The organism is Cellulosimicrobium sp. CUA-896, from assembly GCF_001942335.1.
Classification (GTDB): Bacteria; Actinomycetota; Actinomycetes; order Actinomycetales; family Cellulomonadaceae; genus Cellulosimicrobium.
Genome location: NZ_MKKH01000050.1, coordinates 1 through 14,288, shown reverse-complemented (window position 1 = coordinate 14,288; position 14,288 = coordinate 1). Strand labels below are relative to the sequence as shown.

The window sequence follows — 14,288 nt, the reverse complement described above, 5'->3', positions numbered from 1 at the left end:
GTGGAGAAGGTCGTGATCACCCGCGAGGTCGTGCTCGACAACGTCAACCCGACCCTGGTCCCGCGCAGCACCGGCGCCACCGCCGCCTCCCGCACCCGCACCCCGCGGGAGAAGACCGCCTGACCCCGTCCCCTTCGCGGGAGCCCCTCGGTCACCTCCGGCCGGCGTGGCGTGGTGCGCGCGCCGTCTACCATCCGCGGCGCTCGTGCCTCACGCCGCTCCCGCCAGGCCCGCCACGACGGCGCGCACCCCACCCCACCCCGCCCTCAGTCGACGGCGATCGTCGGCGGGGTCGACGTCCGACGGCCGGGCGCGCGCCCGACGGTCAGCCGTCGGCGGTGACCGGGCCGCCGTAGAGGTCGTCGATCGTGGAGGCGAAGTCGGTGACGACCGCGGCGCGCTTCACCTTGAGGGACGGCGTGAGGTAGCCGTTGTCCTCCGTGAAGTCGGTCGTCAGGACGCTGATCCTGCGGATCGACTCCGCGCGCGAGACCGCCTCGTTCGCGTGGTCGACGGCGCGGTCGAGCGCCGCGAGGACGCTCTCGTCCTTCGCCGCCGCGTCGACACCCATCGCCGGCAGCCCGTGCGAGGAGAGCCAGCCCGGCAGCATCTCGGCGTCGAGGGTGACGAGCGCGCCGATGAAGGGCCGGCCGTCGCCCACGACGACGACCTGGCTGACGAGCGGGTGCGCGCGCAGCCGGTCCTCGAGCACGGCCGGCGCGACGTTCTTCCCCCCGGCGGTGACGATGATGTCCTTCGTCCGCCCCGTGATCCGCAGGTAGCCGTCGTCGTCGAAGGCACCCAGGTCGCCGGTGCGGAACCAGCCGTCCTGCAACGCCTCCGCCGTGAGGTCGGGGCGGTTGCGGTAGCCGCGGAAGACGTGGTCGCCCCGGACGAGCAGCTCGCCGTCGTCGTCCACCCGGAGCGTGGTGCCGGGGAACGCGGGGCCCACCGTGCCGATCTTCGTCAGCCCGGGCAGGTTCACCGCCGTCGGCGCCGTCGTCTCGGTGAGGCCGTAGCCCTCGAGGATCCGCAGCCCCACGCCGCGGAAGAAGTGGCCGAGCCGCTCACCGAGGGGCGCGCCGCCGGAGATGGAGTACGTGAGGCGTCCGCCCATCGCGCCGCGCAGCGCGCGGTAGACGAGGCGGTCGGCGAGCGCGTGCTGCACGCGCAGCGCGACCGACGGCCCGCCGGCGGTGTCGAGCGCTCGGGAGTAGGCGATCGCGACCCGGGCGGCCCAGTGGAACGGGCGCGCCCGGCCGCCGGCGCGCGCCTTCTGCTCCGCGCCGTTGTAGACCTTCTCGAAGACCCGCGGCACTGCGAGCAGGAAGGTGGGCCGGAACGTGCCGAGGTCCGCCAGGAGGTTCTTCGTGTCCGCGCTGTGGGCCAGGACCGAGTCGGCGGCGACGACGACGACCTGGATGAAGCGTGCGAAGACGTGCGCGAGCGGCAGGAACAGCAGCGTCCGCGCCCCCGGCGCGTCGAGGATCTCCGCCAGGCCGGCGCGCCCGTTGAGCGCGAGGTGGACGAAGTTGCGGTGCGTGAGCTCGACGCCCTTCGGCCGCCCCGTCGACCCGGACGTGTAGATGATCGTGGCCAGGTCGTCGGCGGTCCGCGCGGCACGGCGCCGGTCGACCTCCTCGGCGGGCACGTCGTCGCCGGCGCTGCGCAGCGCGTCGACCGCGCCGTCGTCGACGACGAGGACGTCCACGAGGCCGGGCAGCCGGTCGCGGACCTCGGCGAGCGTCGCGGCATGGTCCGCCGTCTCGACGAGCGCGAGGCGGACGTCGGCGTCGGAGCAGATCCACTGCACCTGGTCCGCCGAGGACGTCTCGTACACCGGGACGGGGACCGCGCCGACCGCCCACAGCGCGAAGTCGAGGAGCGTCCACTCGTAGCGCGTGCGCGACATGATCGCCACGTGGTCGCCGGGCGCGACACCCCGCGCGACGAGGCCGCGAGCGACGGCGAGGACGTCGTCGGAGAACTCCTGGGCGGTCATCGCGGTCCAGCCTGCGCCCGAGGGGTCGCGGCGCTCGATCATCGGCGCCGTGGGCGCCCGATCGACGCGGTCGGCGAGCAGCGTGCTGGTCGTCGCCCCGGGAGAGACCTCGACGAGGCTGGGCGACGCGTGTTCCGTCATGGGACTCTCCGGTGAGTGGACGGTCGGGGACGGCGTGCACTTTACCTCGCACGGCGAGTACCGCGTACGTCGCGGGTCCGCGGGGCGCTCCCGACGGCCCCGCCCGGCCGGCGCCAGAGCCTACGATCGGACGGTGACGACCCCACCCGAGGGACCGGCGCCGGTGGACCGGTCCCGCGCCCTGCCGCCCGAGATCCTGACCCTGCGCCAGAGCATCGACAACATCGACGCCGCCCTGGTGCACCTGCTCGCGGAACGGTTCAAGTTCACGCGCCGTGTCGGGGAGCTCAAGTGCGGGTGGCCTCCCGCCCGCCGACCCCGAGCGGGACCGGCAGCAGATCGCGCGGCTCACGGGCATCGCCTCGACCGCCGGGCTCGACCCCGAGTTCGCGGAGGCGTTCCGCGAGTTCATCGTCGGCGAGGTCATCCGCCACCACCGCCGGATCGCCGAGGAGCACCGCGCCGGCGACGGTTCCGTGCCCGTCCTGGACACCTTCGGCTGAGGCGCGGGCGGCGCGCGGGGCCCGTCGCGTCCGCGGTGGCGAGGCGGCCCGATCGGCACGAGTCTAGGAGGACGCCGCGGCCCGTCCGGCGGACGCCGCGGCGGCACCACGCTCCCGACCGACTGAGGTGTTCGCATGAAGATCGACTGGCTCAAGCCCCTGCTCGGCCACCCGGGCCCCTTCGCCACCGTTTACATCGACGCGACGAGGGCGAACGAGGCGGGGTACCGCGAGGTCGAGAACCGGTGGAAGGGCGTGCGCCGCGAGCTGCACCAGCAGGGTGCCCCCGACGCGGTCCTCGACGAGCTCGAAGGGGTCGTCCTGCGCCCCACCCGCGTCGCCGGCCCGCACGGGCGGGTGCTGATCGCCGACGAGACCGGCGTCCTCGTCGACCGGGTGCTCCAGGAGCCCCCGACGACCACGCAGGGACGCTGGGACCAGGTCCCGGCGCTGCTGCAGGCGGCACGGGCGGGCGACGAGGCCGTGCGGCACGTGCGCGTCGCGGTCGACCGGACGGGCGCGGACATGCTGTGGTCCGACGCCGCGGGCTACGTCACGGACGCGGAGACCGAGACGGTCCAGGGCGACCACGACGTCATCAACAAGGTGAGCGCGGGCGGCTGGGGCCAGCGCCGCGTCGAGACGCGCGCCGAGGACTCCTGGGAGCGCAACGCCGAGACCGTCGCGGCCGAGCTGGAGCGGCAGGTGGCCGAGCACCGCCCCGAGGTCGTGCTGCTCACGGGCGACGTGCGGTCCGTGCCGCTCGTGCGGCGCGCGCTGGGACGCGCCGTCGAGGAGATCGTCGTGGAGGTCCCGGGCGGCGGACGTGCCGCCGGCATCCACGAGGCGGCGTTCCAGGAGAACGTCGACGACGCCCTCGACAGCTTCCGGGAGCGCCGCCGGGAGCGGGTGCTCGCCGAGTTCCGCCAGGAGCAGGGCCGCGAGTCCGGTGCCGTGACGTCCGTCGACGACGTCGTCACGGTCCTCACCCGCGGCCAGGTCGAGGAGCTCATCCTCGCCGACACCTACGCCCAGGACACGAACCCCGACGGGCGCACGCTCTGGATCGGCCCGAGCCCGATGCACATCGCCGCCTCGCGCGCGGACATCGAGGGCCTGGGCGTGAGCGACGGGATCGAGGAGCTGCCGGCGCCCCTCGCGCTCGTGCGCGCCGCGATCGGCCAGGACGCCGGCGTGACGTTCGCACCGGAGGGCAGCGTCGAGCTCATCGGCGGCGTCGGGGCGACCCTGCGGTGGTCCGACGAGGGCACGCCCAAGGAGGTCGCGGCCACGATGTCCGGGGACGACTCGCGCCTCCGCGGCGAGGTGATCTGACCGAGCGGCACCCGGCACGCGGCGAGGCCGCACCGACGACGACGCCCCTCCCCGGTCCCGGGAGGGCGTCGTGCTGTGCCGTGCTGTGCCGTGATGTGCCGCGCTGGGCCCGTCGGGCGGCGCGGGGTCTCAGCCCTTGCGACGCTGCTCCGGCTCGCCGAGCTCGGACGAGACGACGACGATGCCGCCCTGGACGGCCGCGTCGCCCTGGCCCTCGGTCGCCTCGGCGAGGTCGAGGGTGCCGGTGACGCGCCCGCCGTTGCGGACGTCGACCAGGGCGGCCTCGACGCCGGGGAGCGCGGCCGCGGGGACCGCGACGGTCGCCGCGAGGATCGGGGTGCGCATCGACACCTTCGCCTCGGACTTGATCTTGCGCAGCGCGGCGAGCGCGTGCCCCGCCGCGGCGAGCACGGCCGGGTCGGCACCCTGGGCGGCCGAGCGCGCGACGTCGGGCGTCGGCCACGGCGCGCGGTGGATCGAGCCCTCCGACGCGCGCCACCACGACCAGACCTCCTCCGTGGCGAACGGCACGAACGGAGCGAACAGGCGGAGCAGGGTGTCGAGCGCGATCGCGAGCGCGACGCGCGCCGACAGCGTCTCGGCCGGGACGTCGGACGCCGCGGCCCCCGCACCGTACGCGCGGTCCTTGACGAGCTCGAGGTAGTCGTCGCAGAAGGTCCAGAAGAACGTCTCGGTGATCTCGAGCGCGCGCGTGTGGTCGTACGCCTCCAGCGCCTCGGTCGCCCGGGCGACGACGTCCGCGAGGCCCGCGAGCATGGCCCGGTCGAGCGTCTCGGTGACGTGCGCGGGGTCGAGCACGATGGCGTGGCTCGCGCCCTCGCCGGCCTCGGGGTCGGCGCCGAACGACAGCGCGAACTTCGAGGCGTTGAGGATCTTGATCGCGAGGCGGCGCCCGATCTTCATCTGGCCGACCTCGAACGCCGCGTCGGTGCCGAGGCGGGCGGAGGCCGCCCAGTACCGCACCGCGTCGGACCCGTGCTCCTCGAGCAGGCCCATGGGCGTGACGACGTTGCCCTTGGACTTCGACATCTTCTTGCGGTCGGGGTCGAGGATCCAGCCGGAGATGGCGGCGTTCTTCCAGGGCAGGGAGTCGAACTCCAGGTGCGAGCGCACGACCGTGGAGAACAGCCACGTGCGGATGATGTCCTGGCCCTGCGGGCGCAGGTCCATCGGGAACACGCGCTCGAACAGGTCGGGGTCGACCTCCCAGCCGCCCGCGATCTGCGGGGTGAGCGACGACGTCGCCCACGTGTCCATGATGTCCGTCTCGCCGACGAAGCCCCCCGGGGCCCCGCGCTGGTCCTCGGTGTACCCGGCGGGGACGTCGGACGACGGTCGACGGGCAGGACGTCCTCGGTGGGCACGATCGGGTGGTCGTGGTCCACCTCGCCGGACTCGTCGACCCGGTACCACAGCGGGATCGCCACGCCGAAGAACCGCTGGCGCGAGACGAGCCAGTCGCCGTTGAGGCCGCCGACCCAGTTCTCGTACCGCACGCGCATGAAGTCGGGGCGGAAGTCCAGCTCCTTGCCGCGCTGGAGCAGCTCGCCCCGCAGGTCGCGACGCACGCCGTCGGCCGTCGTCCAGTCGCGGCCGCCGTTGCGGATGTACCACTGGCGCGACGTGACGATCTCGAGCGGCTTGTCGCCCTTCTCGAAGAAGTTCGCCTTGCGCTGCGTCGGCACCGGCTCGCCGTCGAGGTCGCCGGACTCGCGCAGCGCGTCCACGACCGCGGTGCGCGCCGAGAACGTCGTCTTCCCGGCGAGCTCCTCGAACGCGGCCCGTCCGTGCGCCGAGACGATCCACTCGGGCGTCTCGCGCACGACGCGCCCGTCGCGCTGGATGATCGACCGCGTCGGCAGCTGCAGCTCGCGCCACCACTGGACGTCCGTCAGGTCGCCGAACGTGCAGCACATCGCGATGCCGGCGCCTTGTCCTTCTCGGCGGCCGGGTGGGCGAGCACGGGCAGCTCGACGTCGAACAGCGGCGAGCGCACCGTGGTGCCGAACAGGTGCTGGTACCGCTCGTCGTCCGGGTGGGCGACGAGCGCCACGCACGCGGGGAGCAGCTCGGGGCGCGTGGTCTCGATGTAGACCTTCTCGCCCGCGCCCTCCTCGCCCTCGGCGCCGGCGCGGTGGAACGCGACCTTGTGGAAGTGGCCCGGGTAGTCGCGCGCCTCGAGCTCGGCCTGCGCGACGGCCGTCTGGAACGTCACGTCCCACAGCCCCGGGGCCTCGGCCTGGTACGCCTCGCCGCGCCCGAGGTTGCGCAGGAACGCGCGCTGGGCCGCCGTGCGCGAGCGCGCGTCGATCGTCTGGTAGTGCTGCGCCCAGTCGACCGACAGGCCGAGCCGGCGCCACAGCGCCTCGAACTGCTTCTCGTCCTCGGCCGTCAGCCGCTCGCACAGCTCGATGAAGTTGCGCCGGCTCACCGGCACCTGGTCCGCCGCCTTCACGGACTTGCCGTCACCCCCCTCGTGCGGGGGCTCGAAGCCCTCGACGTACGGCAGCGACGGGTCGCAGCGCACGCCGTAGTAGTTCTGCACGCGGCGCTCGGTGGGCAGGCCGTTGTCGTCCCAGCCCATGGGGTAGAAGACCTCGAGCCCGCGCATGCGCCGGTAGCGGGCGACGACGTCGGTGTGCGTGTAGGAGAAGACGTGGCCGACGTGCAGCGAGCCCGAGACGGTGGGCGGCGGGGTGTCGATCGAGTAGACCTGCTCGCGGGACTTCGTCCGGTCGAACGCGTAGGTGCCCTGCTCGGTCCACCGCGCGTCGTAGGTCTCCTCGAGCCCGTCCAGGCTCACCCGGTCGGGTACTCCCGCGACCACCGCGCGGACGACGTCGCCGGCGCCGTGCCGGTCGCGGGGGTCGTGGCTGCAGCGGGGTCGGCCGCGCCCGCGGGCGCGTTCGTCGGGAAGTCGCTCATGGTCGGTCATTCTCCCAGATCCCCGGCCGGTGCCGGACGCGTCTCGCGACGGTGCGGCTCCCGCCACGCGCGGCGCGACCACCGCGACCTAGGCTCGTGACCATGTCCACAGACCTCACCGTCGGCTACGCCGCCATGCTGGAGCAGTTCCACCCGACCGAGGCCGTCGAGCTCTCGGCGTACGCCGAGCAGCACGGCTTCTCGGGCACGATGGCGGCCGACCACTTCCAGCCCTGGGTGCCCGCGCAGGGGCAGGCCGCGTTCGTGTGGAACGTGCTCACGGCCGTGGGCGAGCGCACGCGGGGCGACCTCGGCCCGGGCGTCACGGCACCGACCTTCCGCTGGCACCCCGCGATGGTGGCGCAGGCGTCGGCGACCCTCGCAGCGATGTACCCGGGGCGGCACTGGCTCGGGCTCGGCTCGGGCGAGGCGCTCAACGAGCACGTCGTCGCGGGCTACTGGCCCGAGGCGCCCGAGCGCATCAACCGGATGTTCGAGGCGATCGACATCATCAAGAAGCTCTTCACCGCCTCGCTCGCCGGCAAGGACGTCAAGCACTCCGGCCAGTTCTACAAGATGGAGTCGACCCGGCTGTGGACGATGCCGGAGGTGCCGCCGGAGGTCCTCGTCGCCACCGCAGGCCCCGTCACGGCGAAGCGGGCGGGCAAGCACGCCGACGGCCTCATCACCGTCGGCGCCCCGCTGGAGAAGATCTCCATGCTGTTCGGCAAGTTCGACGACGGCGTGCGCGAGTCCGGCCGCGACCCGCAGACGATGCCCAAGGTGCTGCAGCTGCACCTGTCGTGGGCGGAGACCGACGAGCAGGCGCTCGCGAACGCGATGACCGAGTGGCCGAACGGGGGCATGAAGTTCCCCAAGGCCGACATCCGCTCGCCGCACGACTTCGAGCAGATGGCCAAGCTCGTGCGCCCCGAGGACTTCGAGGGCCGCATGGTCGTCTCGGCCGACCTGGACGAGCACCGGGCGTACATCCAGAAGTTCGTCGACCTCGGCTTCGACCGCATCTACCTGCACAACGTGGGCCGCAACCAGCGCGAGTGGATCGAGGTCTTCGGTCGCGACGTGCTGCCGAAGCTGAGCCGGTGAGCCACCTGACGGCGTGGGCGCCGTCGGGCCTCGGCGAGGTCCGGCCCGGCGACGACCTCGCCGCGCTGGTCGGCGACCTGCTCGCGACGGACGGCGCCGCGTCCGGCGACCCGCTCGCCGAGGGCGACGTCGTCGTCGTGACGAGCAAGGTCGTGTCCAAGGCGGAGGGACGGGTCGTCGCCGCCGCGGACCGCGAGCAGGCGATCACCGACGAGACGGTGCGCGTCGTGGCCACGCGCGAGCGTCCGGGGCTGCCGCCGCTGCGGATCGTCGAGAACCGGCTCGGTCTCGTCATGGCGGCCGCGGGCGTCGACGCGTCGAACACGCCCGACGGCACCGTGCTGCTCCTGCCGGTCGACCCGGACGCCTCGGCGCGCGACCTGCGCGCCGCGCTGCGCGCGCGCTTCGGTCTCGAGCGGCTGGGCGTCGTCGTCACCGACACCATGGGCCGCGCGTGGCGCGACGGGCTCGTCGACGTCGCGATCGGCGCGGCCGGGGTCGCCGTCGTGGAGGACCTGCGCGGCGGCGTCGACGCGCACGGGCGGCCGCTCACGGTCACCGTCGCGGCCGTCGCGGACGAGATCGCGTCGGCGAGCGAGCTCGTGCGGGGCAAGGCCGACGGGCGTCCGGTCGCGGTGGTCCGCGGGCTCGGCCGCCACGTCACGTCCGACGACGGCCCGGGCGCCCACGTGCTCGTCCGTCCGTCCGCGGACGACCTCTTCCGCGAGGGCAGCGCCGAGGCGTACGCGGGCGGCTACCGCGACGGGTTCGCCGAGGGATTCCGCGAGGGCTCGGGCACCGCGCCCGCTCCGGGCACCACGCCCGGGGCCTGACCGCGCGGCCCCGTCGTCCGGCCCGCGGGGAAATCCGTGGGCCGGGCGGTGCCGCGCGCCTACCGTGGCCGGCGTGCTTCCCAGCGACTGGATCGCCCACCGCCGTCCCGACGACCGCGAGCCCGTGGGGTGGATCCGCCCCGAGGGCGACGACTGGGTCGCCGTGTCGTTGCTGGGGCGCGAGCTCACGGGCGCGGTCGACTGGCTCTCCGCGGAGGAGGCGCTCGAGGCCACCGGCCTGGCCTGGCTCGCCGACGTGTGGATGCTCGAGCGCCCCGGCGGCGAGCCGCTGCGCGTGCGGATCGTCGAGGTGACACCCGACGGCGTCGTCGTCCAGACCGACGACTTCGGGGCGGTCGACGCACCCGTCGAGCGGCACGCGCTGCCGTGGCCGGCGCCGGCGGAGCTGCGACCGCGACGCGACGACGACCCCGACGGCCGGGTGCTGCCCGCGCGCTGACGGGCCGCCACGCGGGCGGGCGTCAGCCGGTCTCGGTCGTGCCCTCGTAGAGCCCGACGTGGTTGCCGTCCGGGTCGGTGAAGATCGCCCACCACGACGTCGGGCTGATCTCGGTGCGGTCCATGACGACGGTGCCGCCGGCGTCGCGCACCTTGGCGAGCGTCTCGTCGATGGAGTCGACCTCGACGTAGCTGCGGGGCTGCGTGAAGCCGTCCGAGCGCGGCGCGAGACCGCCGCCGCTGATCTTGTTGGGGGCCTGCCACATCGGGTAGCCCTCGTAGCCGGGCACCTCGGCGATCTGCCAGCCGAACAGGTTGCCGTAGAACGTCGTGGCCCGGTCCATGTCGGTGACCGGGATGTCGATGTGCGTGATGTCGCCGTGCGCCACGATTCCTCCAAGGCCGAACCACCGGCGGGCGGGACCGTCCGCCACTGGTCAGCGTAGGGCCGGCGCCCAGGGCGCACCAGGGTCCGCGACCGGCCGCCCGCCCGCCGTGTGCGGCCGGCGGGCGGCCGGCTCAGCGGGCGGCCGGCTCAGCGTGCGAGCGGCGAGTGCCCGGCCGGTACCCGCTCGGCCTCGGGCACGGGACCGGGCGGGGTCCCGTCGCCGAACGGGCGCCCGCCGAGCGTCTCGCGGCCGTGCGGGGTGAGCCAGCCGTCGAGGTCGGGACCGACGGGGACGATGCCCGACGGGTTGATGTCCGTGTGCACCCGGTAGTAGTGCTGCTTGATCTGCACGAAGTCGACCGTGTCGCCGAAGCCGGGCGTCTGGAACAGGTCGCGCGCGTACGCCCAGAGCACGGGCATCTCGGTGAGCTTGTTCCGGTTGCACTTGAAGTGCCCGTGGTAGACCGCGTCGAAGCGCACGAGCGTCGTGAACAGCCGTACGTCCGCCTCGGTGATCGTGTCCCCGACGAGGTAGCGGCGGTCCGCGAGACGCTGCTCCAGCCGGTCGAGCGCGGCCCACAGGCGGTCGTACGCGCGCTCGTAGGCCTCCTGCGAACCGGCGAAGCCGCACCGGTACACGCCGTTGTTGACCTCGGTGTAGACCTCCTGCATCACCGCGTCCATCTCCTCGCGGTGCGCGTCCGGCAGCAGGTCCGGCGCGCCGTCGCGGTGGAACGCGCCCCACTGCGTCGACAGGTCGAGCGTGATCTGCGCGAAGTCGTTCGTCGCGACCGCGCCCGTCGGGACGTCGACCAGGGCCGGGACGGTGATGCCGCGCGGGTACTGCGGGTCGCGGGCGAGGTACGCCTCCTGCAGGCGCTCGATGCCGAGCACCGGGTCGCGGCCGCCGGGGTCGAGATCGAAGGTCCACGACCGCTCGTCGTGCACCGGGCCGGCGAGACCCATCGAGAGCACGTCCTCGAGCCCGAGGAGGCGGCGCACGATGATCGCGCGGTTCGCCCACGGGCACGCGCGCGCCGCGACGAGCCGGTAGCGGCCCGGCTCGACGGGGTACCCGTCGCGACCGTCGGCGGTGACGCGCGTGCCGATGTAGCGCGTGTCGCGCGTGTACTCCTTGCCCGGGACGGAGTACGTCCCGCCCCGGGTGTGCTCGTCGCGCTCGGCCTCCTGCCCGGTCTCGCGCTCGGTCGTGCCGGTCGTCGAGTCGTCCACCCTCAGCCCTTCGCCGCTCGTGCGGCGGCCTTCGCCGCTTTCTTCGTCGCCCGGACCGCGTCGAGCGAGTCCTGGTCGGTCACGTCCGCGATCGAGCGGCGTGACCCCTCCTCGCCGTACGCGCCCGCCGCCTCGCGCCAGCCGTGCGGCTGCACTTGGACCTGCTTGGCGAGCAGCGCGAGGAAGATCCTGGCCTTCTGGTCCCCGAACCCGGCAGCGCCTTGAGGCGCCGCAGCACGAGGGCCCCGTCGGGCGCGTCGCCCGAGGGCGCGGGGTCGGTCCAGATCCGTGTCACGTCGCCGTCGTAGTCGTCGACGACGGCGCGCGCGACCGCCTGCACGCGACCCGCCATCGAGCCGGGGTAACGGTGGATCGACGGCGGCGTCGACGCCAGGGCCGAGAACTCCTCGGGGTCGGCGTCGGCGATGCGGCGCACGTCCAGCCCGCCCATGCGCGCGGCGATCTTCGCGGGACCGGCGAACGCGGTCTCCATCTGCACCTGCTGGTCGAGCAGCATGCCGACCAGGAGCGCGAACGGGTCGCTGGACAGGAGCTGGTCGGCCTCCGGGTCGCCGGTGAGCCACAGGTCGTGAGCCATGCCGCCATCATCGCAGGCCGGAACGAGACCGGCCCGGCACGCCGGGGTCGCGCCGGGTCAGCGCACCATTCGGATCTCGGCGAGGCCGCCGAACCGGGGGGCCGACGCCTCGCGCGTGCCGTCGGCCTCGAAGCCGTGCCGGCGGTAGAACGACCGGGCGCGCCCGTTGCTCTCCGCGACCCAGAGCTCGGCGGGCGTGCCGGGCGGGACCGCGGCCTCCAGCAGCGCGGTACCGACGCCCGTGCCGTGCCAGACCGCCAGCACGTACAACGAGTGCAGCTCGAGCTCCCGCACGGGCGGGTGGGCGACGTGGGCGCCGCCGTGCGGACGACCCGCCATGCGAAGCCGACGACCGCGCCGTGCGCCTCGGCCAGCACGAGCGTGGCACCCGGGGGCGGCTGCTCCAGCCGTCGGCGCCACCAGCGGGCGTCGCCCTCCGGCTCGGCGGCGTCCCACGACGACGGCGGCAGGAGGTCGGTGTAGGTCTCGGTCCAGCTGCGGTGCTCCACGGCGCTGAGCGCCGCGGCGTCGTCGGGGCCGGCGGCGCGCAGGTGGACCGGTCCGCCCTCGTGCCGGGCGTCCGTCGCGCCGGCGTCGCTGACCGCCACCTCAGGGCCTCCGCAGCCGGCCGGTGCGGAACTCGTCGACCCCGGCGAGCCGCAGCACCGTCGCGATCGCGGTGGGTACGAGGCGCAGCCCGTCCTCGCCCGTGACGCGGCGCAGGTCGTCGACGCGGTACTCCTCGCCGCGCCGCTCGAGCACGAACGCGCCGGCGGCCTCGACGTTGCGCACCCAGTCGACGTCCGGTCCGTAGGTGAGGGCCAGGACCACCCGCACCCCGCCGTCGCCCCGGTACGCGAACGCGAACACCGGCGTGCGGTAGGCGCGGCCGCTGCGCCGTCCCGCGTGCCGCACGACCGCCATCGGGCCGATGCCGGTGGCGACGCGCAGCATCACCGGGTTGAGCACGTGCTTGTTCGACCGGGTGACCCAGCGGGGGAGCGGCATCCGTCCATCGTCACGCATGGGCGCGATCGTGCAAGACGTCCCGCCCCTGCCATCTGCGCCCGCGGACGGCTCCGCCTATCGTGGCGGCGTGGTCACCCGCCTGCTCCTGCTCGCCGACACCCACGTGCCCGTCCGGGCGCGGGAGCTGCCCGTCCAGGTGTGGCGCGCGGTCGACGCGGCCGACGTCGTCGTCCACGCGGGGGACTGGGTGACCGTCGACCTCCTCGACGCCGTCGAGGACCGTGCGGCGCGTCTCGTCGGGGTGGCGGGCAACAACGACGGGCCCGAGCTGCACGCCCGGCTGCCCGAGGTCGCCACGACGACGATCGAGGGGCTGCGGCTCGCCGTCGTGCACGAGACGGGCGGCAAGGACGGCCGCGAGCGGCGCGCCGACGCGGCGTACCCGGACACCGACGTGCTCGTCTTCGGGCACAGCCACATCCCCTGGGACACGGTCTCACCCGCGGGGATGCGGCTGCTCAACCCCGGGTCGCCAACCGACCGGCGTCGGCAGCCGGTGTGCACGTACCTCACCGCGACGGTCGACGGCGGCACGCTGCGGGACGTCGAGCTCGTCCCCGTCGAGCGTGTCCCAGCCGAGCGCTGAGCCGGGAACGCGCTCGCCGTGCGCGGCGGCCCCGGGCTCAGGCTGCGCGCGCCCGCTCACGGTGCTCGGCGGGGCTCACCCCGCGCACGCGCTTGAACGCGGCGCTCAGCGCGAACGGCGTGCCGTACCCGACGGCGCGCGCCACGGACGCGACGGTCGCTCCGTCCTCGAGGAGGAGGTCGGCCGCGAGGTCGAGGCGCCAGCCCGTGAGGTAGGTCATGGGCGGCTCGCCGACGAGCTCGGTGAAGCGACGCGAGAAGGCGGCGCGCGACAGGCCGACCTCGCGCGCGAGCGCGTCGACGGTCCACGGGCGGGCCGGGTCGTGGTGCACCAGGCGCAAGGCGGCACCGACCACCGCGTCGGCGTCGGCGCGGTACCAGCCCGGGGCGCCGGGCGGGAGAGCCACGTGCGCAGGCACGCGATGAGGAGCAGGTCGAGCAGGCGGTCGAGCACGGCCTCCTGGCCCGGCAGGTCCTGGACCACCTCGCGCGCGAGCATCGCGACGAGCGTGCCGTCGACGTCCCCGCGGCGCAGGACGACGCGCTGCGGCAGCACGCGCAGGATGCGGCGTCCGACCTCGCCGTCGAGCGGGTACGTCCCGGTGACGATGACCGTCTCGCCGTCCGGGTCGTTGCCCCACGAGCGCACGCCGAGCACGGTCATGGGAGACGGGCCGCCGTCGACGGCCCGGCACATGTCCGACGCGGGACCGACGACGACCTGCGGCGCCGTCGCCGGCGAGTCGGCCACCACGTAGTGCTCGGGGCCGCGGAAGAGCACGACGTCGCCCTCGCCGACGGGCACGCCCTGCTCGCCGTCGCCGGCGGGGCCGACCCAGGCCGAGCCGCGCAGCACCGGGACGATCGTCAGCGGCGCCTCGTCCTCGATGCGCATCGCCCACGGCGCGCGCAGGTGGCTGCGCAGGAGGAACGCGCCCCGCGCGCGCGGGCCGTCGAGGAGTCCGGCGACGACGTCCATGGCCCGAGCGTAGACCGCGCGTCCGCGGGGGAGGAAGACGATCGCGTATGCGTCCGAGCCGTTCGGCGATGGAACGTCTCGCCCGTGGTCGCTTGACTGGCAGTCGTCCCGAGCAGGACCGCCCCGAAGGAGACGACCATGACCGCGACG

Annotated in this window: 13 protein-coding genes and 3 pseudogenes; 6 read left to right on the top strand and 10 right to left on the bottom strand. The window is 74.5% G+C overall.

Annotation, left to right across the window (positions count from 1 at the left end; translation table 11 throughout):
- Positions 1-325: 325 nt before the first annotated feature.
- The gene (locus BJF88_RS14250; protein WP_075829294.1) at positions 326-2,143 is read right to left on the bottom strand and encodes a long-chain fatty acid--CoA ligase; all 1,818 of its coding nucleotides are present in this window, start codon (positions 2,141-2,143) and stop codon (positions 326-328) included.
- Positions 2,144-2,276: 133 nt separating this feature from the next.
- On the opposite strand from BJF88_RS14250, the pseudogene BJF88_RS14245 reads away from it, so the two are divergent.
- Positions 2,277-2,646, top strand: a pseudogene (locus tag BJF88_RS14245) (chorismate mutase).
- 135 nt (positions 2,647-2,781) lie between these two features.
- Positions 2,782-3,981 (top strand): Vms1/Ankzf1 family peptidyl-tRNA hydrolase, encoded by a 1,200-nt coding sequence (locus BJF88_RS14240; protein WP_075829293.1) that lies wholly within the window; start codon positions 2,782-2,784, stop codon positions 3,979-3,981.
- A gap of 129 nt (positions 3,982-4,110) precedes the next feature.
- Here the strand turns inward: BJF88_RS14240 and valS are convergent.
- Positions 4,111-6,805, bottom strand: a pseudogene (gene valS / locus BJF88_RS14235) (valine--tRNA ligase).
- Positions 6,802-6,927, bottom strand: coding sequence for a hypothetical protein (locus tag BJF88_RS22370; protein WP_255372046.1), 126 nt, complete (start codon positions 6,925-6,927; stop codon positions 6,802-6,804). Before BJF88_RS22370 ends, valS begins: the two are co-directional and overlap by 4 nt.
- A gap of 102 nt (positions 6,928-7,029) precedes the next feature.
- Here BJF88_RS22370 and BJF88_RS14230 point away from each other — a divergent pair, with 102 nt between their 5' ends.
- The 3 genes from BJF88_RS14230 (at position 7,030) to BJF88_RS14220 (ending at position 9,327) form a co-directional block, all read left to right on the top strand.
- Positions 7,030-8,034, top strand: a complete 1,005-nt coding sequence (locus BJF88_RS14230; RefSeq protein ID WP_075829292.1) for a TIGR03557 family F420-dependent LLM class oxidoreductase — start codon at positions 7,030-7,032, stop codon at positions 8,032-8,034.
- Positions 8,031-8,867: a coenzyme F420-0:L-glutamate ligase gene (gene cofE / locus BJF88_RS14225; protein WP_075829291.1), complete on the top strand. Its 837-nt coding sequence runs from the start codon at positions 8,031-8,033 to the stop codon at positions 8,865-8,867. The genes BJF88_RS14230 and cofE overlap by 4 nt, the downstream gene beginning before the upstream one ends.
- A gap of 73 nt (positions 8,868-8,940) precedes the next feature.
- Positions 8,941-9,327 (top strand): hypothetical protein, encoded by a 387-nt coding sequence (locus BJF88_RS14220; protein WP_083649158.1) that lies wholly within the window; start codon positions 8,941-8,943, stop codon positions 9,325-9,327.
- A 22-nt stretch (positions 9,328-9,349) separates the two neighbouring features.
- Here BJF88_RS14220 and BJF88_RS14215 read toward each other — a convergent pair whose 3' ends face one another.
- From BJF88_RS14215 to BJF88_RS14195, 5 genes and pseudogenes are all read right to left on the bottom strand, one after another.
- Positions 9,350-9,715 carry a VOC family protein gene (locus BJF88_RS14215; RefSeq protein ID WP_075829289.1) on the bottom strand — a complete coding sequence of 122 codons (366 nt, stop codon included), beginning with the start codon at positions 9,713-9,715 and terminating at the stop codon, positions 9,350-9,352.
- Between the two features lie 146 nt (positions 9,716-9,861).
- Positions 9,862-10,947: a glutathione S-transferase family protein gene (locus BJF88_RS14210; RefSeq protein WP_083649157.1), complete on the bottom strand. Its 1,086-nt coding sequence runs from the start codon at positions 10,945-10,947 to the stop codon at positions 9,862-9,864.
- Between the two features lie 2 nt (positions 10,948-10,949).
- Positions 10,950-11,545 (bottom strand): annotated as a pseudogene (locus BJF88_RS14205) (HhH-GPD-type base excision DNA repair protein).
- 57 nt (positions 11,546-11,602) lie between these two features.
- Positions 11,603-11,884, bottom strand: a complete 282-nt coding sequence (locus BJF88_RS22365) for an N-acetyltransferase (protein ID WP_255372045.1) — start codon at positions 11,882-11,884, stop codon at positions 11,603-11,605.
- 270 nt (positions 11,885-12,154) lie between these two features.
- Positions 12,155-12,553, bottom strand: a complete 399-nt coding sequence (locus BJF88_RS14195) for a hypothetical protein (RefSeq protein WP_075829288.1) — start codon at positions 12,551-12,553, stop codon at positions 12,155-12,157.
- An 88-nt stretch (positions 12,554-12,641) separates the two neighbouring features.
- Here BJF88_RS14195 and BJF88_RS14190 point away from each other — a divergent pair, with 88 nt between their 5' ends.
- Positions 12,642-13,160: a metallophosphoesterase gene (locus tag BJF88_RS14190; protein ID WP_075829287.1), complete on the top strand. Its 519-nt coding sequence runs from the start codon at positions 12,642-12,644 to the stop codon at positions 13,158-13,160.
- A 37-nt stretch (positions 13,161-13,197) separates the two neighbouring features.
- Here the strand turns inward: BJF88_RS14190 and BJF88_RS20560 are convergent, their stop codons facing one another.
- Together BJF88_RS20560 and BJF88_RS14185 are read right to left on the bottom strand one after the other, a co-directional pair.
- Positions 13,198-13,491 (bottom strand): helix-turn-helix transcriptional regulator, encoded by a 294-nt coding sequence (locus BJF88_RS20560; RefSeq protein ID WP_222844015.1) that lies wholly within the window; start codon positions 13,489-13,491, stop codon positions 13,198-13,200.
- The gene (locus BJF88_RS14185) at positions 13,377-14,138 is read right to left on the bottom strand and encodes a cupin domain-containing protein (RefSeq protein ID WP_222844014.1); all 762 of its coding nucleotides are present in this window, start codon (positions 14,136-14,138) and stop codon (positions 13,377-13,379) included. The genes BJF88_RS20560 and BJF88_RS14185 overlap by 115 nt, the downstream gene beginning before the upstream one ends.
- Between the last annotated feature and the right edge of the window lie 150 nt (positions 14,139-14,288).